The organism is Ruegeria sp. CDSB113, assembly GCF_059611045.1.
The window spans coordinates 219172-238332 of the sequence record NZ_JBXWOU010000001.1; the positions used below are offsets into that span (position 1 = coordinate 219172).

Below are 19161 nucleotides of genomic sequence, written 5' to 3' on the forward strand. Positions count from 1 at the left end.
CCATTCGGGCCTTAGCGTACGCCGAGGCCCATTTGCATCAAGGTCTTGCGAACAGCCGGTAGAGAATAGAGCGCATTTAGCCCCATTGCCCGGACGTCCCTTAACGGCCGCGCCTCGATCATCGAGGCGCGGTTCAACAGGTCGATGCCTTTGACCCGCATCTCGATTTCGGTGTGGCGAGCCTTGTGATAGGCCTCGAGCATCTGCGCATCGCCCAGACCTTCAGGACGGGCCTGCGCCAGTTCCAGCAGACTGCTCAGATCGCCCAGCGACATGTTCAATCCCTGGGCTCCAATTGGCGGCACCACATGGGCGGCCTCGGCCATCAGTGCGACTCGCTCGCCTGACAGACGTTCCGCTGACTGGCTGATGATCGGCCAGATGGTCCGGCGCGACGCCAGTTTTAAGGGTCCGAACAAACCACAGGACCGTTCGGTCATCAGCGTTTCAAACGCCTCGGGCTCGGTGTTGAGCAACTCAACCGCGCGGGGTCCGCGCTCCATCCACACAATCGCCGAAGACGGCTGCCCCTGCCAGTCTGGCAGGGGGACCAGGGTGAACGGCCCGCCCGAGCGGTGAATTTCGGTCGAAACATTGTCGTGCGGGATGGGATGTGTGACTGCAAAGGCCAATGCTTTCTGGCCATAGCGCGTGGTATGGACGTTGATCCCAGCCGCCTCGCGCATGGGAGAGTTGCGCCCGTCAGCGGCGACCACCAGCTTGCAACGAATGCGGCTGCCGTCACTTAGCCCCACGCGTGCTTCGGCAGTGCGAGTGAACAGACTGACAGTGCCTGTACCGGGGCGGAAATCGACATTCGGCAGTTCGGCCAGCCGTGCCACCATCTCGCGCCGCAACAGCCAGTTGGGCAGGTTCCAGCCGAAGGGCAGATCCGAAATATCTGCGGCGTTGAAATCGCGTACCACGCGGGGTTCAGGAACATCTCCGCCTGCGTCGACAATCCGCATGATCTGTAAGGGGGCCGCGTGTGCGTCCAGCCGTTGCCACAACCCGCATTGCTGTAACAAGCCGTGCGCCGGTTGCAAAAAGGCGGTGGTCCGCAAATCAGAGCCGTCCACGTCGCGCTCGGTTATCGGGAGCGTCGGGTCGACACAAATAACGTCGAACCCGGCGGTTCCAAAGGCTGCCGCAGCGGTCAGACCGGCGATTCCGCCGCCTGAAATCAGGATGTCACAGCTGTCTTTCATGACCTTGGCCTCCGAGTGTTGGGCAGAACCTAGTTCGGTTCTGCATCGGGTGCCAAGTGACATCCTGTCCCGCGTGTCAGCCGCGTGAAATCAGGATGAGGATCAGGAACATCACCGGCACCATCATCACGGCTGGGATGTATAGGCCCGGCAGACCGAACAACAGGGCAGAACAGCCCCACATGCTGAAAATCGCGGCCGCTGTATAACCCCACTCTTCGCCCTTTGCATGAGCGGCATCTTTGACTAACCAGCCAAACAGAGGAACTGCAAATAACAGGCGCTGCCAGATGGGCAGGCGTCCGGGCATCTCGATCGCGCTCATGGGGTCTCCGATTCTGTTCGTCGCTGAGGCGCATATAGGGTCGATGATGCACCTGCAGAATGTGCAGATCGTCGCAGTGTGACAGCCTATCGCAGGCGGGACAGAAACGCAGTCAGGTCGTCGGTGTGATGGTGGATATGATCGGCCTTATGCGGCTCGGGCGCGACGTGAACTGTGCGCATTCCCATCGCGTGCGGAGCAGCCAGATTGCGCGGATCATCTTCAAACATGGCCGCCTTGTCGGCGTCGATGCCATCCTGTGCAAAGATCGCCTCGAACGCGGCCTGTTTAGGTTTTGGAAGATAGCCCGCGTGTTCTACGCCATAAACCGCATCGAACAAACCGCTGAGACCGCGTGCTTTTAGCACACGTTCGGCATAAGGCGCGCTGCCGTTGGTGTAAACGATGCGACGGCCAGGCAGGCACCGGATGTTGTCGGCCAACTCGGCGTCGGGGTCCATGTGGCTCATGTCCACCTGATGCACGGCGTACAGATAGGGTTCGGGGTCCAGGTCATGCTCGGCCATCAAGCCGGCCAGCGTGGTGCCGTATTCCCGCCAATAGTGCGAGCGCAGACGATCCGCCTCGGCTCGGTCGACGCCAATGGCCTGCACCACGTAGTCCGTCATCAGAACCTCGATCTGGTCGAATAGTTGCATATGAGGCGGGTACAGCGTGTTGTCGAGGTCGAACACCCATTGGGTGACGTGCGAAAAAGAAGGTTTGACCATGAGTTGGGTTTAGGCCGCCATGCACAGGTTTTCAATGCTACACTTGATTGCACGGGCCTGAGGCGGATAGACATGTCCGAACGAGGAGAAAAACACCCCATGCCGCAATCCCGTCAGCCCAACAAAGACGCCTATAGCCTTATTCTCGAAGCGATTGATGTGGGCGTTTACAAGCCCGGCGACCGATTGGTCGAAAGTGAGCTGGCAGAACGATTTGGCGTGTCTCGTACACCTATCCGCGAAGCGTTGCAGCGACTTGAGACGCAGTCCCTGCTAGAGCGTGACGGACGATCACTGATCGTGGCCTCATTGGATCACAACCAAATGGCCGAACTTTATGTGGTTCGGCGCGAATTGGAAGGGTTGGCCGCAAAGCTGGCCGCGAAACACGCCACCGAAGAAGAGATCAAAGTGCTGCAGGACATGGTCGCCGCTGACGATGCGCTGGTAAATGATCCAACGGCACTGTCGCGGGCCAACCGGCGGTTTCATGAACAGATCCATCTGGCTTCGCACAACCGGTATCTGGTGCAGCAACTGAATCTTGTGCACCGCACAATGGCTCTGATGGCTACGACCTCGCTTGCCGTTCAGGGCCGCGGCGAGATTGCGCAGAGCGAACATAAAGGTATTGTCGAGGCGATCACCGCACGGGATGAAGAGGCGGCTGAGCGCGCGCTGAAAGAACATATCTCGGTGGCCTTCATGACCCGCCTGAAACAGGATGCGGTGCTGCGCGAGAAATGACCGTCAGTGCGGCTGTACTTCTTCGCGGGCCTGCCCATGCTGGGTTTTGTCCCAGAAGAACGGGTTGCTGGCCAGTTCCCATAGGGCTTTGTAGGCGGCTAATACGCCTAGCGGAAAATACAGTGGCATTGTTGGAACCCACGGCATCAGGAACCGTCTTTCTTGTGCTGCTACGGCCAGCATTCCAACGATCAGATTGGTGATCTCGGCCACCAGAAACAGGCTGATGAGTGCGTAGAAGGCCCAATCAGACAGAAGCGGATCGAACGGGCCAGGCAAGCCCAGTGTCGCCAACCAGAACAGCCATAGGACCGGTGCCAGTAGAAACTGGCCAATAGTGCCCAAGAAGAACGCCTGAAAGCCGAAAAAGCGTTTGAATCCCATTTCTTTAAGCAGGCGCCGCGGCGCGCGCATGTGCACCAGATAGGTCACCATGAACCCCTTCAGCCAGCGCGAACGTTGTTTGACCCAGGGCCAGGCCCGAAAATTTGCCTCTTCATAGGTGGTGGTATCAACCATCTCGGTTCGATAGCCCGCGCGGTTGAGGCGCACACCCAGATCTGCATCTTCGGTCACGTTGTGGGCATCCCAACCGCCAAGCTCCAGCAGTTTGTCCCTGCGGAAGAAGAATGTTGTGCCCCCAAGCGGGACGACCAGACCCAGATGCGCAATGCCTTGTAGGATGATCCGAAACCAGCTGTTGTACTCGATGGTAAAACAGCGTGACCGCCAATTTGTGCGCGGGTTGTAATAATCCAGAACACCTTGCAGGCAGACGACGTCTTCGTCAGCCCGCGCAAAATGCCGGACCACCCGTTCGATCTGATCTGGTTGCGGGGCGTCCTCTGCATCCCACACACCCAGAATGTCACCACGGCAAAAATCCAGCGCGTAGTTCATCGCGCGGGGCTTGGTCGTCAGGCCGTTCAGTGCAGGGACTTCCACAGTTCTGATCCAGCTGGGCAGATCCACTCGGCTTAATGTGGTGCGCGTGACCTCATCTGAGGCCTCCAGCACCAGAATGATGTCCAACAACGCCTTTGGGTAGGTCAGGCGTTGCAGCCGCTTTATTAATGCGCCTGCTATTTCTCGTTCCTTGTAGAGGGGCACCATCATTGATACGCGCGGCAATCGCAGTGGGGCAGGCTCGGGCGTTGGGCACACTTGGCGGCATCTCATAAGATATGAGACCAAGCCTGCCATGCGCAAAACCATGAACAAGAGCAGTGAAACGGTGGCCGTGATCAAAAGAGCAGCCAGACCAAGCAGAGGGAAGGCTGTAAAAAAGAAAAGAAGTCCCGCAAGGGCCGCGATCGGACCCGCGCGCTTTGTTGGCGTCCATGATCGACAGCTCTGATCCTTGTCGACCCGGGTTTCCGCGCCTTTTGCCAAAGTGTCGGAAAACGCGCTGGCAATCGCGTGATCGATCTGGCTGGTCGATGCAAGCACTGGCGCAATCGTGTGTTCCGTGTGGGACAGGGCGGCGCGTACCGCGGCAAAGCGGTTCGGATCAGCGGTCGCGATCAGCAGGATCGGGCCGATGCGTTGACATGGGATCACATTATGCTTCAGCCAGAACGCGACCGGTTTGATGTCACATAAGCTCGGGGAGGGGGGCGTGTCTTTCAGATCGGCAATTTGCAGGTTGGTCTGCTCAGACAAAGCATCCATGACTTCCTGACGGCTGATCCAGCCCTCTCCGACAAGGATTTCGCCCAGTGGGGCCTGTTGTCTGGATTGCAGATGCAGCGCCTTTTCGAGCTGCGCGGGGGTGATGCAGCCACGTTCGAGTAAACAGGCGCCAAGGGGTTTCCGCGCCCCAACAGAAATCGGCGCGGCGCGCGCGAATTGCTGCAGGCTATGTTCAACCATAAAAAAACCCTGACACGGTGACCCGCGTCAGGGTTGCTCAATCAAGGTTAACAGCGCGTTAACACTAAACGATGAGGCGGTTAAGCCTGTGCTTTCTTGTCTGCCATAGCGTCGGCAAAGCGTTCAAACAGATAGTAGCTGTCCTGTGGGCCAGGCGATGCCTCGGGGTGGTGCTGCACTGAATAGACAGGGCGATCGGTCATGCGGATGCCGCAGTTGGACCCGTCAAACAACGAGCGGTGGGTTTCCACAACGCCGTCGGGCAGGGACTGGGCGTCCACCGCAAAGCCATGGTTCATCGAGGTGATCTCGACCTTGCCGGTATCCAGGTCTTTGACCGGATGGTTGGCCCCGTGGTGGCCGTGGTTCATCTTGACGGTATGGCCGCCCAAAGCCAGCGCCAGCATCTGATGGCCCAGACAAATGCCAAAGACGGGCAGATCGGTGGCGTCCAGAACCTCTTTGATCATCGGCACGGCGTATTCACCGGTGGCTGCCGGGTCTCCGGGGCCGTTCGACAGGAACACGCCATCGGGATTATGGGCCAGCACCTCGGCGGCCGTCGCCGTTGCAGGCAGAACCGTGACGTCGCAACCAGCCGAGGCGAGGCAACGCAGGATATTGCGCTTTGCGCCAAAGTCGACGGCGACAACTTTATGCACCGGAGCTTCCTGACGTTTGTACCCGTCCGGCCAGGCCCACCGCATTTCATCCCAGCGATAGCTTTGGGCGCAGGTGACCTCTTTGGCCAGATCCATGCCTTCCAGACCGGCAAAGCCGCGCGCGGCAGCAACCAGGGCCTCGATATCAAAGTTACCGTCGGGATCATGCGACAACGCGACATGAGGTGCGCCTTGCTGGCGGATGGCGCGGGTCAGGCGGCGGGTGTCCACACCGCCGATGGCGATGCGGCCACGGCGGGCGAGCCAGGTTTTCAATTCCTCGGTCGAGCGCCAGTTCGATGGCTCGGTCGGGTCCCATTTGACCACCATCCCGGCGGCAACCGGATCGCCGGTCTCATCATCTTCGGGGTTCACGCCGACATTGCCGATATGAGGGAAGGTGAAGGTCACGATCTGTCCCGCATAGGAGGGGTCGGTCATGATTTCCTGGTATCCGGTCATCGCGGTGTTAAAGCACAGTTCAGCCACGGTTTGGCCGGTGGCGCCGAAGCCCATACCGTAGAACAATGTACCGTCGGCCAATGCCAGACATGCGGTGGGCTTGGACGGGGCGTTCTGGGCCATGGCGCGACTCTCCTGCAAGGTAAACCGGCGCATACCTAAGGGGGTTGTACGCTCGGGTCAAGTCTGTTCAATTTTTGGGCTATTGTTTAAAATCAATAAGTTAGCCATATGCACCCCCTGTTGTATCGCGCTTTTTGTTTCGATATGGTCGGGGTTCCTTTGCCATGGGGATGGACAGAACATATGGATATGCGATCACGGGTGAACACTGCCCTGAAGCAAGCAATGAAAGACAAGGATGCCGAGCGTCTGTCGACGCTGCGCCTGATTAATGCTGCGATCAAGGACCGTGACATCGCCTCGCGCGCGTCTGACAACGAAGAAGCCAAAGGCTGCGGCGACACAGAGGTGCTTGAAATTCTTGGTAAAATGACCAAGCAGCGCAAGGAAAGCGCCCGCGCTTATGAAGAGGGCAGCCGATTGGATCTGGCCGAACGGGAACTGCGCGAGGTCGAGGTCATCGAGGAATTCCTGCCCAAGCAATTGGACGATGACGAGGTGAGCAAGGCCATTCAGACCGCAATCACGGCGACCGGCGCCGGATCGATCCGCGACATGGGCAAAGTGATGGGTGAGCTGAAAACCCGCTACACCGGCCAGATGGATTTCGGCAAGGTTGGCCCGATGGTCAAAGATCAGCTCTGCGCTGCGCCAGGCGGCAGTTGCTAAGCCCTTTTGTTTGCGAATATGCTAAGGCTGCGCGACAGGTTCGCGCAGTTTTTTTGTGAGCTCATCAAACAGCGAAATCCGCTCTTCCTCAGACAGAAACGCGCCGATTTCAACTTCGCGGCCGTCACCGGTCAGTGTGACATAATTCGGGACCGGGCCGCCGCGCTCATGCATTTCGGGACGCGCCCAATAGCGGTTGCAGGACCACTCCTGCTGCCCCCGTTGTGGGTGATGCTGCACCAGACGGGCATGCGAGTCAGTCAAGGTCAACACCTCGAAAACGCTGCGTGCACGGTAATTGGACTGGATCGCGAACCACAGTCCCAGAACGGTCAACAGCATGAATGGCAGCAAACCCCACAGCAAAACCGACCCAAGAACAGCCATCAGAGGAATCAAGCCAAACAGGAAGACCGCCAACACCACACGCATCGCCCAGCGTGGGGGCAGAGAGTTATGCGGCCACAGGCGCAATTCTTGCTCGGAACTTGAGGTTTGATTCCATCGATACGGCATGGCTCAAAAATAGCGCAACACCTGCCGGTGTCTAACAGGAAAGATCAGATGACGTGCCCAACTCTGGCCCAGGACAACGCGTCGTCCAGCCGGTCATCGCCCCAGAAAACCTCGCCGCGCACGACCAGGCTGGGGGCGCCAAAAACGCCCAGCTTTGTGGCCTGTTCGGTTTCGGTTTCAAGGGCCGAGATCGTGTCAGGACTGCGGGCGCGTGCAAGGGTCAGGCGCGGGTCCTGCTGACACCGGTGCAGTGCTTCCGACAGCGCCGTTTCGCTGCCTGCCTCAATCCCTTCTTCGAACCAGATGCGGTACAGGTTTTGGGTAAAAGACTTGCCCCAGCCATCCGCCATACCCAGCACGGCAACCTGATTGGCCAGCGCAAGATCCGAGATCGGGTAGGGTGCAGGAAGCGTTGCGTGCAGGTGGTACTTTGCGGCTCGCCGCTCGATATCACGCCACATATATGCGGATTTGGCCGGTTTGCCTGCAAAGGGAATGTTCTGTTGTTCGGACATCACGGTGCGCACGTTAAACGGTCGCCAATTGACGGTCGCGTCATGCTCATCACACCAATCATCAAGGCGCATGATCGTCAGGAAGCTGTATGTGCTACCGATGGAAAACCAAAAATCTATTTCGGGCATCTGATGGCTCCGATCCCAGGGTTTCTGGATACATGATACCCTAATTTGGGCAGATTATCGAACGCACCCTGAAATGGCGTTGCGGACGCGCCAAATCGAGTCGCTCTAAAACAGAACTTTTTCGATGGGTTGCGCGGGTTGAGGGGCAATACCGCAGTCGGTCATCTGCCGCAGGTCGATCTCGATGCTGCGACACAGGGCCGAGATCGGAACATCGGTCACATCCCCTTCGAATGGATCCTCCATCGAGGCGCTGACGCGTTCGGTGACAAAGAAGATCCAGCAGACCAGCGCCCCAACCGGCGCGAATGTCAGCCAGTCGAAAATCACGAGTTGCAATACGGAGAAATCTGTTTCGGGGATAATTGACCGCTCGTCGTTGAACGCCAGTGGCAGCATGAATATGAAGATCCAACTGAAGACGCGACCGACCTCGGCAACCTGTCTTGGGAACGGTGTGTTTTTGATCCGCTCACACTGGCCTTGTGTCGTCGTAAACCGGGCGAGGCGGTCCATCAGGGCGACGTGCCAATAGGGGTCAATGCCACGGCTACGCGCCAACTCAGCAAGCTTTTCGCCCTGAAGAAACAACAGATAGGCGGCGCGATTGCTCTTGCCTTCAAGCCTGGGCAAGTCGCTTTCCAATTGGCGTTCACGCCAGCATTCGGGCTTTTGATGCAGCTCGGTACGGTCAGATATAGGTTTGTGTCCAAACATCCATGGGCGTCTGCTGCGTCCTGTCGGCGAGGGCTGGCGCAGCTGAAAGGCAAGCATATTGAGCCACGCGATGTGACGTTCGATCAGTTCGTCGCGCAGCGCGGGATCAATCGGTGTGCCGTCGGGCTGCACCAGATTGCTAATAGTGTTGCCCCAGTCCCGGCTGGCATTGACGATCTCGCCCCAGATGTTGCGCGCTTCGGACCAGCGCGCAAAGGCCGATGTGTTTTTGAAGCCCAGAAAGAATGCCACTGCAAGCCCGAGCATGGTGACGGGCGGGCTGGGGTTCGAGATCAGTTCGATTGTCGTGAGTTCATCTGCCAGTACCACCAGCAGCGTCCATGTCAGCACGATGCAGATAAAGCCAAAGGAGCCTTTGACCATCTGTCGTACAGTTATTCCGTCGTGAAGGATCATGACCGACCGGGTCCTGCGCAATTGGCAATTGCAGATCAGTCTAACGGCTTATTCTCGGGCAAGTCTATGCCAGCGCTGATTAATTCTTGAGGTTTGAAAATGAAAAGCCCCGCATCTGCGGGGCTTTGTCAATCTATGTTGCCGGGATTAGTGGGCGTGGCCTTTATCCCAGTCTTCCTGCTTTGGCAGCTGCTCGAACGTGTGCTCGGGCGGCGGGGTTGGCAGGGTCCATTCCAGCGTATCCGCGTATTCGTTCCAGGGGTTCGGCCGGGTCTCACGCTTGCCACGCAGCAGGGCGTAGATCACGATGCCGAAGAACAGCAGGAACGAGGCGAACGAGATGAACGCGCCAATCGACGATACATAGTTCCACTGGGCGAATGCCTCAGGGTAGTCGATGTAGCGGCGCGGCATGCCCTGACGGCCCAGGAAGTGCTGCGGGAAGAAGGTCAGGTTGGCGCCAATGAAGAACATCCAGAAGTGAACCTTGCCCCAGAATTCCGAGTACTGGCGACCTGTCATCTTGGAGAAGTAGAAGTACATTCCCGCAAAGATCGCAAACACGGCACCCAAGCTCATCACGTAGTGGAAGTGCGCAACCACGTAATAGGTGTCGTGATACGCACGGTCCACACCGGCCTGCGACAGAACCACACCGGTCACACCGCCAACGGTGAACAGGAACAGGAAGCCGAAGGCGAACAGCATCGGTGTCTTGAACTCGATCGAACCGCCCCACATGGTCGCGATCCATGAGAAGACCTTAACCCCGGTCGGCACCGCAATGACCATCGTGGCCAGCATGAAGTACGCCTGCTGACGCAGTGACAGGCCAACGGTGTACATGTGGTGCGCCCACACGACAAAGCCCAGCACACCGATCGCGATGATCGCCCAAACCATCGGCAGGTAACCGAAGACGGGCTTGCGCGAGAAGGTCGCGATGACGTGGCTGATGATGCCGAAACCGGGCAGGATCACGATATACACTTCCGGGTGGCCAAAGAACCACAGGATGTGCTGATACAGAATCGGATCGCCGCCACCGGCGGGATCAAAGAAGGTGAAGCCAAAGTTGCGATCCATCAGCAACATGGTGATCGCACCCGCCAGAACCGGCAGGGACAACAGAATCAGCCACGAGGTGACAAAGATCGACCAGCTGAACAGCGGCACCTTGAACAGGGTCATGCCCGGGGCACGCATGTTCAGGAAGGTGGTGATCATGTTGATCGCGCCGAGGATCGAGGAGGCGCCCGATACGTGCACGGCAAAGATCGCAAGGTCCATGGACATGCCGCCTTCGGTTGTCGACAGCGGCGGGTACAGAACCCAGCCTACGCCCGAACCGAGCTGATCGTTACCACCGGGGCTCAGCAACGAGGCCACACCCAGCGACGTACCAGCGACATAAAGCCAGAAAGACAGGTTGTTCATCCGCGGGAAGGCCATGTCCGGTGCACCGATCTGCAACGGCATGAAATAGTTGCCAAATCCGCCGAAAAGCGCTGGGATGACCACGAAGAACATCATCAGAACACCGTGATAGGTGATCATAACGTTCCACAGGTGTCCGTTAGGGGTGCAGAGCTCGGCTCCGCTACCGAACAGTCGGAAGCCTTCCAGGCACATATGCTGCACCCCGGGTTCCATCAATTCGATCCGCATGACAACAGTCATCAGAACTGAAATCAGACCGGCAAGTGCCGAGACGACCAGGTATAGAATCCCGATGTCCTTGTGGTTGGTCGACATGAACCAGCGCTGGAAAAATGTGCGCTGGTCTTCATGGTCGTGACCATGAATGGCTGCGTCTGCCATTATAGGTGCCTCCTGTTGCAACTGCACCGCGCAGTTGGACCTCTCCAACGCGCGGGATTCCTGCTGGTTTTAGATTGCGGGGGGACGACCTTCAATGGTCGAGTTTGATCTGGATCAAGATTAATTGTCGCGGGCAGGAGGGCGACCCGCGAAATTTTCACCAAATTCTGCATTCATCTGGGTATCAGCGACTTGAATTCAAGGGGGCGGCTGGGAATTGCGTTCCCCGCTTGACCCGGGGCGGGGTGCGCCGCAGAACTGTCGGCAACACGTCAATCGGAGAATTGAAATGACCGCCTATGATCCCGAGAATATTTTTGCCAAGATTTTGCGCGCAGAGATACCTTCGAGCCGAGTATACGAAGATGACGATACGGTGGCCTTCATGGATATCATGCCGCGCTCGGACGGGCATCTGCTGGTGATCCCCAAAACCCCTTGCCGCAACATTCTGGACGCAACGCCTGCACAACTGGCGGCTGTGACCGCAACGGTCCAGAAGATGGCCAAGGCTGTCGTAGCAGCGTTCGATGCGGACGGGGTCACGATCCAGCAATTCAACGAGGCCGCCGGCGGGCAGGAGGTTTTCCACCTGCATTTCCATATTCTGCCGCGCCATGATGGTGTTGCTGTACGGGCGCCGGGAACGATGGGCGATTTCGACCTGATCGCGCAGCATGCCGAAAAGATCAAAGCCGCGCTGAGTTGACTGGGAGGCAGTTACTTCGAGTGCACGTGTGGCCCCGCACACTCACTGTGATCGCCAAATGCGTGAAGCACGGCGCAGACATGGTCGTGCTTGCCATCGCAGGCTTTGGAAATTCGGGTCAGTTCCGCCTCAAGGCTGCGCAGGCGGGAAATACGGTCCCGCAGGTCGGCCAGCTGCCTTTCGGCAATTTCATGCGCTTGGTCAAGGTCGCCGCCAGACGTGCCTTCCAGGGACAGTAAACCCTCGACATCGGTCAGCGGTAAACCAAGATCGCGGCAATGGCGAATAAAAAGCAGCCGTTTCAATGCAGTGTCGTCGTACCGGCGCTGATTACCCGCTGTCCGATCCGGGCGCGGCAGCAGACCTTTGTCTTCGTAAAACCGGATGGTCGGAACCTTGACCCCCGTATAACGCGACAGATACCCAATCGAATACATCTTTTTTCCTCAGGGCTCTTGAACCTCTAGTCACTAGAGGAATTACATGCAATGTGCAGCCGTAACAAGGGACACAAATATCAGATGGCACATGATCATTCTCATAAAGGGCACAGCCACGCGCACCATCACATAGACCCGGAGGCAGGGGACGTGCGTGTTGCTTGGGCCATTGCCGTCAACATGTTCCTGACACTGGCACAAGTCATTGGGGGCATTTTTTCAGGGTCGCTGGCGTTGATCGCCGACGCCTTGCACAATTTCTCTGACGCTATCGCGCTGGTCATCGCCTTTTTTGCACGCAAAATCGCCCGCCGACCTGCCGATCCACGCATGAGCTTCGGCTATGGCCGGGCCGAGGTCGTCGCCGCGCTGGTCAACTACACCACTCTGGTCGTGCTGTCGGTGTACTTGTTCTACGAAGGCGTGATGCGGTTTTTTGAGCCTGAGCCGGTTAACGGCTGGATGGTCGTCTGGATCGCGGCACTGGCTTTGATTGTGGACCTTGTCACGGCTGCGCTAACTTACTCGATGGCCAAGGACAGCATGAACATCCGGGCGGCCTTTCTGCACAACGTGGCGGACGCCTTGGGATCGGTGGCTGTGATTATTGCCGGCACCGCAGTGATCCTGTTCAACTGGACATGGGTAGACCCCGCCGTCACGATCCTGATTTCGGTCTACATACTGTGGCATGTCAAAAGTGAAATTGGCGAAACGATCCGCGTTCTGATGATGGCAGCGCCCCCCGAACTGGACCCGGAAGAAGTTGCCTCGGCCATCGAGGGTGTACCCGGAGTGTCCGAGGTTCACCATATCCACTTGTGGAGCATGCAGGAGCAAGAGCCTGCATTAACGGCCCATCTGGTCGTGGACACGGCAGCCTGGGCCGATGCGGAAGGGGTGAGGGCCAGCGTCAGACAATCGCTCCGCGACCGGTTTGCCATTGGTCACGCCACGCTTGAGCTTGAGCAGATCGACCGCGCGTGTGTCGGGCCGTCTCGTTTTGGGCATACAGAAGAGAAACTATAGAGTGGGATGTGAATTGCCGCTCCGATTTGGGGTCGGAACGGCAGACTCGTTAACAAAAAATTTTCCGATTACTCAGGATGACCCAAGATCACCGGTTAACACACCACTCACTCTAAGAACGGTAAATCTATACTACCCGCAAACACGCGGGATGTATCCATTTGAGTGAGTTTTTCACCCATTTGCCCTATTTGTACTGTAGCCATTGGGAAATTTTGGCTCAGTATGGAAACAGCGAGGTTAAAAATTGTGGGATTGTTAACAGCGCATTGATTCTGAACGATTCGCAGGTATCGATTTAGCCCCCATTGGGGGCAAAAATCTCTGAGAAGGTTTTACGCAAGGCGGTGTCCACGTCCACCAAAGTGACCGGTAACCCCAGATCGACAAGCGACGTAACCCCATGTTCGGTGATGCCGCAGGGGACGATGCCAGAAAAATGTTCGAGGTCAGGTTCGACATTGATCGAGATGCCGTGGAAGCTGACCCATTTGCGCAGGCGCAATCCGATCGCTGCCACTTTATCCTCGGCAGGTTGGCCCGAAGCGGTCAGTGGTTTGTCATTGCGCCGCACCCAAACACCAACGCGACCGTCACGGATTTCACCATGCACGTTGAACTCGGCAAGCGCTGCGATCACCCATTCTTCCAGTTGCTTGACGAAACGACGCACATCCTTGCCGCGTTTGTTCAAGTCCAGCATCACATAGGCCACGCGCTGGCCGGGGCCGTGATAAGTGTATTCACCGCCGCGTTTGGCCTCAAAGACCGGAAAGCGATCCGGGTCGGTCAGGTCTTCGATCCGGGCCGAGGTGCCGGCGGTGTAAAGCGGCGGATGCTCCAGCAGCCACACACACTCATCCGCTTCACCAGCCGCAATTGCGGCCACGCGCGCCTCCATGAAGGCGACGGCGTCATTGTAATCGGTCAGCCCGTCAGTGATCTTCCATTCCATAAGTGCTCCTTACCGCCGGGGCAGGGCGAAGAAAAGAGGTCACGCAGCCTCGGTCAGGCACCGCTGCAACAGGTCCGAATAGGTTTCGACCCCTTGCGCACCAGTCACCAGATACTTGCCGGCAAACACCATTGACGGGACACCTGAAACACCACGGCTGGTCCAGAACTGTTGCTTTTCGCGAACCGGCGCAATGTGATCGCCCGAAGTCAGAGCCGCACGGGCAGCGTCCCGGTCCAGACCCGCCGCTTGGGCCGCATCAAGCAGGACCTGGGATTGGGATACGTCCTGTTGATTGGTAAAGTAAGCCTCGAACAGGGCCATCTTCAACGGATGCTGGCGGCCTTGCGTTTCGGCCCAGTCCAACAGTTGATGTGCTGCAAAAGTATTCACCATCCGGCTGTCGTCATTGAAGTTGAACGTAAAGCCAAGCTCGGCGCCGATCTGGGTCAGCCGATCGCGAGCCTGCTGGCTCTGCTCAACCGTTGAGCCATACTTCTCCATAATATGTTCGCGCAGGTTCTGGCCCTCTGGCGGCATATTGGGGTTCAGCTCAAAAGGATGCCATCTGAGATTGGCGAGCACGTTTTGTTCTTTCAAAGCCAGGTCCAGCTGGCGAAACCCCACGATGCACCAGGGGCACACAACGTCTGAGACGATATCAATCTGGACAATTGGGCGGGGATCTTGCGCGGTCATTGGCGGGCTCCGGGGAAGGGGGGATATTCTCCGTCTGCAATACAGATAAGGATGGCACCGCGGAATTCAAATCGGCGTGTTTTTTGCCTCTTCACATCCTGTTCGCCACCGTTTATATGGCCTCCAACCAAGTCATTGGCAGTGCGGTCGTGGCGGAATTGGTAGACGCGCAGCGTTGAGGTCGCTGTGGGGTAACACCCGTGGAAGTTCGAGTCTTCTCGACCGCACCATAATCCAGCAGAAACTTGCGATTTATCAGTGCAACTGCCGTGTGGTGTTGCACCAGTTAGCGTTGGAATGCCCTTACTACAATTTCGTGTCTCGCCCATGCGGATCGGGATGTGTATGAGTGGGGCAAGACTATTTGGGAAGGGTAATATGTCTCAGTCCATCACCGTGTTCACAACGATGAAGAACGAAGGCCCATATATGCTGGAATGGGTCGCGTTCCACAAAACGCTCGGCATCGACCATTTTGTGATTTTCACCAACGATTGTGATGACGGAACGGACAAGATTGCTGCCAGGTTGCAAGAGCTTGGCCTGGTCACCCATGTCAGCAACGAAGTGAAAGAAGGAGGCAATCCCCAGCACCAGATGCTGCGCCGCGCGCGCCGCCAGCCCAAGGTCAAAGAGGCCGATTGGCTGTTATGTCTGGATGTAGATGAATTCTGGAATATCCGCTGCGGCGACAACGGATTTCATGACCTTATTGCCGAGGTCGAGCAAAAAGCAGGGCAACCAGTCGATGCGATTTCTTTCGCGTGGAAGCTTTTTGGAAGCTCGGGAAACATCAGTTTCGAAGACAGACCGGTGACCGAGGTGTTCTCGATGGGGGATCAGGAATTTCCCTATCATTCAAGCCGCGCTTTTGGGCTGAAGACGCTGTTCCGAAACAATGGCAAGTTCACCCGATTTGGTCCGCATCGCCCGAAGGGGTTTGACGAGGAAGTAGCGCCAGACATCGCTTGGTCAGATGCTGGCGGAAAGCTGTTTCCAGCAGACAAGGTCGGTTGGCGAGCGTGGCGTGGGTTTGACCATTCCTTGGGACGCATCCACCACTATTCAGTCCGGTCCATGGATGGGTTTCTGGTCAAGCGCGACCGGGGTCGAACAAACCACATCAAGGTAGATCAGGGGCAAGCCTATTGGCAGGACATGAATGCCAACAAAGAGTCTGACCAATCCATCTTGCCCGCCGCGCTCCGCGCCGCACCTCTGCTGGCCGAACTGAAGGCAGACGAAGAGTTGAACGAATTGCATGCGCAGGCCTGTGACTGGCATCGGGCCAAAGTGTCGGAAATCAAGATGCGCCCGGAATGGGTAGAGTTTCGCGTCTGGCTCGCCGATAACCTGATCTGATCATCATGGCCGAAGACCTTTCAAAAGAGCAGCTGAAACCGGAACACCCTGACCGCAAGACAGGGTATGAGCGCATCCTGACGGATCCCGCTCCGCCGTGGTTTGTCGAGCTGTACCCCGGCGGCGACGGCACTGGGTACTTTCAAAAGCTGGAACGCCACTCGATCCTGTTCCATCAGCGTTACCCGAAGCGTCTGGTAGTCAGCTTTGACAATATCGCCAACGCCAATGATCTGTCCTTTGCGCGCGAGCCGTGGGGCTGGAAATTCTTCCGCGACGAAGGGTGGTCCCACATGGGCGTCTTCGCGCGTACCAAGGCATGGTATCGCGACCCCGAGATAATTGCTTATTTTGAGAACAAGGTCGCCGAGGGGTTCTTTGACCGGTTTGACCAAGTTGTTTTTGCAGGCGCGTCTATGGGCGGCTTTGGGGCATTGACCTTTTCGGCGCATGTGCCCGGTGCGCATGTGATCGCGTTCAACCCTCAGACAACGCTGGATGAACGGCTGGTGCCTTGGGAAACCCGCTATCGGTTCGGCCGCGTGCAGGACTGGGACCTGCCGATGAGCGATGCGGCCCAAACTGTTCAGACAGCTGGTAAGGCTTACGTCTTTTACGACCCCTTCTTTGATCTGGACCGGCAGCAAGTTCAGCGTCTGCGGGGCGACAACGTGATGTTGCTCAAGACCTGGTTTTCAAACCATTTCGCGGCGCCCATGCTGCGCAAGCTGGATATCCTCAAGCCCGTGATGCTGGGGGCGATGGACGGCTCACTGGATACGGTCGGGTATTACAAGATGATGCGCGCCAGACGCCGCCTGCCTTTGTATATTCGGGGGATTGAGGCCATCGGCGCCGAGCGGCACCCTGACTTGGCGGCAAAAGCCCGGCAGCGGTTCCGCCGACTGCGCCGGCAGGCCATGGCCGAGAAGGAAAGGGACGCCTCGTGACCGCCGCCAAAGGTGTGTTTGTCGGTCAGCGCAAGGACCGCATGGGCGCGCGGTTGCTGATGATGCTGACCTGCATCCGGCTGGCCGAAGATTTCAACACGACCTACCGGGTGAATTGGTTCCCGCAGGGCGCGGACGCGCCCGAGCTGGACCACCCACAAGAGTTGTTCGCGCAGGACTGGATGGATGAACATTTCCTTACTCCTAAGGAGTTCGGAGCTCTTTCGCAGAATGCCTTGCCGATCTGGTCCTTCCAAAGCGACACGTCGCCCGACCGCCTGATTGCGCATCTCAACGCCGGACGGTCGGTGTTGGTCGAGGAAGGTTTCGAAGTGCTGGCCTTCCCGTGGGAGGACGGCGAGACCATCCGCCCGCGATATCGCGACTTTATTCACCGGGTCGGGTTCACCGAAGAAATACGCGAAATCATGGATTGCGCGGATGCTAGGCTGTCAGGGCAGGGCGTATCTGCCTATCACATCCGCCGAGGTGATATTCTGAATGGGTTGCCGTGGAAGCACACAACCTGGCCCGCAAAGATCGAACCCGAAGAACTGTATGAGGCGCATCTAGAGAAGAACGCCGATAAAGCGGCCATTATGTTCTCGGACCAGCCGGAACTGATTGCCCGGTTTCAGAAACAGTTTCCACATCTATTGCAGATGTCCGACATTACCGATTTGTCCGGGGTGACCCGGGCGAAACGCGATTTTCTGGAACTCTATGCAATGTCACGCGCAGATCAGGTAATCGCGCCGGTCATCTCGGCCTTTTCAATGGCGGCCGCCCGGATTTCGGGTCAACAGCGAAAAGTGTTTCGAGATGTTCTGACAGAAGACGAAATTTCTCAGGCGAATGAGAGTGCAATTCGGCGCCTACAGGCTGGGTTTGATGGCTTTTTGAACACGTCCGAGGCCGCGCATATTTATGGCAAGGTTCTGTTCCACATGAACCGGCTGCATTCAGACGATCGAACCGAAGAGGCCAGCGATATCGCTTCAAGGTTGCTGGATGAGGGGGCGGACAACGCGTTTCTGCCACTTCTTCAAGCGCTCAACTTGTTTTACGCAAACAAGTGGGATGAATCTGCAGAGATGGTCGAGACGGCTTTGTTGGACCCCCATACATGGCCCGAAGACTACGCGGTTTGTGGTGCCTTGAAGGCAGCAGCGTTGGGGGAAAAGCGAAAACGTTGGCAAGCAGCCCAGGCATTCAGCCGTGCATTTTGGGCCAAACCGATCCGACCTGACGTGTTAGTGTTTGGGTCGCGCGTTGTCTACCGGGATCAGATATCATTGCGGCTGTTTCCACCTACCGACTGGTCGCTGCAAAAGGTTATCCGCAGGCCCTGGTTCAATTTCAACTCCCATGTCGCACAGCGCAAAGTGTTGGTGAGATTGCCGTGCAATTTCGACTTTCTTCTGTTGGATTGGTCGATCCTTTCTCTGGATCAAAAAGCCCGCAGGCTTTTGGAAAACAAACCCCGTTTGAAGCAGCTGCATGACGGTCTTATTCGGATGACCGATATGCCTGACGAGGATCCGCGCGTACGGAGTTTTAGCGCCAAGCTGGGAGCACATATTGGGAGTATTTCCAATGCTGAGGCCATTGATATCACACGTAAGGTTCTGTCGGATGTGCCCGACAATCCACTCTATCACAAACGATTGGCCGAACTGTACCAAGCAGAAGGCGAGGGAACAGCATCGCGGATAACCATGGCGGATGCCTTGGCTTGCGATCCGGGTAACGCCTTTTTGATCTTTGCTATGGGACAGATGCTGGAAATGAATGGTGCCGTTGAACAGGGCCAGAGGCAGATCATTCAGGCTGCAGAGATCGACGACGACACCGCCGCTATTCAGGGCGAGGCCGGGCGAATATTGTTACAACAGGGCAAAAAGGAAGCTGCCCGTGCGTTTCTTCAAAAAGCCCGAGATTTGTGCCCGACGTACAAGCGGTTCTCAAACCAACTTAAACGGGCGGGAGGGTGAATTGGAAGGATTTCCCCTTGGTAGTTCCACCAATTCAACGTAATTTACGGGCAAATTCCGAATGATCCCGATAAGTTCCGGGCAAGAACAACGAACAGGGCAGTCAAGT

19 protein-coding genes and 1 tRNA gene are annotated in these 19161 nt (G+C 57.2%); 8 read left to right on the forward strand and 12 right to left on the reverse strand.

All coding sequences use genetic code 11. The annotated features are described in order from the left end of the window. Positions 1-11 precede the first annotated feature (11 nt). The 3 genes from AC2FIS_RS01120 to AC2FIS_RS01130 form a co-directional block, all read right to left on the reverse strand. The gene (locus tag AC2FIS_RS01120; RefSeq protein WP_496771667.1) at positions 12-1208 is read right to left on the reverse strand and encodes a UbiH/UbiF family hydroxylase; all 1197 of its coding nucleotides are present in this window, start codon (positions 1206-1208) and stop codon (positions 12-14) included. 76 nt (positions 1209-1284) lie between these two features. Beyond that, a complete protein-coding gene (locus AC2FIS_RS01125; protein ID WP_282118726.1) occupies positions 1285-1533 on the reverse strand; it encodes a hypothetical protein in 249 nt (82 codons plus the stop codon). 86 nt (positions 1534-1619) lie between these two features. Beyond that, positions 1620-2264 carry a pyrimidine 5'-nucleotidase gene (locus AC2FIS_RS01130; protein WP_282118725.1) on the reverse strand — a complete coding sequence of 215 codons (645 nt, stop codon included), beginning with the start codon at positions 2262-2264 and terminating at the stop codon, positions 1620-1622. 99 nt (positions 2265-2363) lie between these two features. Between AC2FIS_RS01130 and AC2FIS_RS01135 the strand changes: the two genes are divergently transcribed. Beyond that, a complete protein-coding gene (locus AC2FIS_RS01135) occupies positions 2364-3011 on the forward strand; it encodes a GntR family transcriptional regulator (protein ID WP_058273905.1) in 648 nt (215 codons plus the stop codon). 3 nt (positions 3012-3014) lie between these two features. On the opposite strand, the gene AC2FIS_RS01140 is transcribed toward AC2FIS_RS01135, so the two are convergent. Continuing rightward, entirely contained in the window at positions 3015-4883 is a 1869-nt protein-coding gene (locus tag AC2FIS_RS01140; RefSeq protein ID WP_496771668.1) for a glycosyltransferase, read from the reverse strand. Positions 4884-4963: 80 nt separating this feature from the next. Further along, positions 4964-6130, reverse strand: a complete 1167-nt coding sequence (carA, locus tag AC2FIS_RS01145) for a glutamine-hydrolyzing carbamoyl-phosphate synthase small subunit (protein WP_496771669.1) — start codon at positions 6128-6130, stop codon at positions 4964-4966. 183 nt (positions 6131-6313) lie between these two features. Here carA and AC2FIS_RS01150 point away from each other — a divergent pair, with 183 nt between their 5' ends. Then, the gene (locus AC2FIS_RS01150; protein WP_058274249.1) at positions 6314-6799 is read left to right on the forward strand and encodes a GatB/YqeY domain-containing protein; all 486 of its coding nucleotides are present in this window, start codon (positions 6314-6316) and stop codon (positions 6797-6799) included. Between the two features lie 21 nt (positions 6800-6820). On the opposite strand, the gene AC2FIS_RS01155 is transcribed toward AC2FIS_RS01150, so the two are convergent. The 4 genes from AC2FIS_RS01155 to ctaD all read right to left on the reverse strand — a co-directional run bounded on the left by AC2FIS_RS01155 (position 6821) and on the right by ctaD (position 10914). Continuing rightward, positions 6821-7315: a DUF2244 domain-containing protein gene (locus AC2FIS_RS01155; protein WP_496771670.1), complete on the reverse strand. Its 495-nt coding sequence runs from the start codon at positions 7313-7315 to the stop codon at positions 6821-6823. Positions 7316-7359: 44 nt separating this feature from the next. After that, on the reverse strand, positions 7360-7959 hold the full coding sequence (locus AC2FIS_RS01160) for a 2-hydroxychromene-2-carboxylate isomerase (protein WP_282118722.1): 600 nt from the start codon (positions 7957-7959) through the stop codon (positions 7360-7362). A 105-nt stretch (positions 7960-8064) separates the two neighbouring features. After that, positions 8065-9093: a bestrophin family protein gene (locus AC2FIS_RS01165; protein ID WP_496771671.1), complete on the reverse strand. Its 1029-nt coding sequence runs from the start codon at positions 9091-9093 to the stop codon at positions 8065-8067. A 147-nt stretch (positions 9094-9240) separates the two neighbouring features. After that, positions 9241-10914 carry a cytochrome c oxidase subunit I gene (gene ctaD, locus AC2FIS_RS01170; RefSeq protein WP_058277640.1) on the reverse strand — a complete coding sequence of 558 codons (1674 nt, stop codon included), beginning with the start codon at positions 10912-10914 and terminating at the stop codon, positions 9241-9243. 289 nt (positions 10915-11203) lie between these two features. Between ctaD and AC2FIS_RS01175 the strand changes: the two genes are divergently transcribed. Beyond that, on the forward strand, positions 11204-11623 hold the full coding sequence (locus tag AC2FIS_RS01175; protein WP_282150957.1) for an HIT family protein: 420 nt from the start codon (positions 11204-11206) through the stop codon (positions 11621-11623). 11 nt (positions 11624-11634) lie between these two features. On the opposite strand, the gene AC2FIS_RS01180 is transcribed toward AC2FIS_RS01175, so the two are convergent. Continuing rightward, the gene (locus tag AC2FIS_RS01180) at positions 11635-12060 is read right to left on the reverse strand and encodes a MerR family transcriptional regulator (RefSeq protein WP_496771672.1); all 426 of its coding nucleotides are present in this window, start codon (positions 12058-12060) and stop codon (positions 11635-11637) included. Between the two features lie 84 nt (positions 12061-12144). Between AC2FIS_RS01180 and AC2FIS_RS01185 the strand changes: the two genes are divergently transcribed. Beyond that, positions 12145-13092, forward strand: coding sequence for a cation diffusion facilitator family transporter (locus AC2FIS_RS01185; RefSeq protein ID WP_496771673.1), 948 nt, complete (start codon positions 12145-12147; stop codon positions 13090-13092). Between the two features lie 298 nt (positions 13093-13390). Here the strand turns inward: AC2FIS_RS01185 and lipB are convergent, their stop codons facing one another. Next, complete coding sequence (gene lipB / locus AC2FIS_RS01190; RefSeq protein ID WP_496771674.1) at positions 13391-14047, reverse strand: lipoyl(octanoyl) transferase LipB; 657 nt, start codon at positions 14045-14047, stop codon at positions 13391-13393. A 39-nt stretch (positions 14048-14086) separates the two neighbouring features. After that, complete coding sequence (locus tag AC2FIS_RS01195) at positions 14087-14746, reverse strand: DsbA family oxidoreductase (RefSeq protein ID WP_496771675.1); 660 nt, start codon at positions 14744-14746, stop codon at positions 14087-14089. A 143-nt stretch (positions 14747-14889) separates the two neighbouring features. Between AC2FIS_RS01195 and AC2FIS_RS01200 the strand changes: the two genes are divergently transcribed. The 4 genes from AC2FIS_RS01200 to AC2FIS_RS01215 all read left to right on the forward strand — a co-directional run bounded on the left by AC2FIS_RS01200 (position 14890) and on the right by AC2FIS_RS01215 (position 19052). After that, a tRNA-Leu gene (locus AC2FIS_RS01200) sits at positions 14890-14976 on the forward strand. Positions 14977-15124: 148 nt separating this feature from the next. Next, positions 15125-16108, forward strand: a complete 984-nt coding sequence (locus AC2FIS_RS01205) for a glycosyltransferase family 2 protein (protein WP_496771676.1) — start codon at positions 15125-15127, stop codon at positions 16106-16108. A 5-nt stretch (positions 16109-16113) separates the two neighbouring features. Further along, positions 16114-17058, forward strand: a complete 945-nt coding sequence (locus AC2FIS_RS01210) for a hypothetical protein (protein WP_496771677.1) — start codon at positions 16114-16116, stop codon at positions 17056-17058. After that, positions 17055-19052, forward strand: coding sequence for a hypothetical protein (locus tag AC2FIS_RS01215; RefSeq protein WP_496771678.1), 1998 nt, complete (start codon positions 17055-17057; stop codon positions 19050-19052). The genes AC2FIS_RS01210 and AC2FIS_RS01215 overlap by 4 nt, the downstream gene beginning before the upstream one ends. Positions 19053-19161 lie beyond the last annotated feature (109 nt).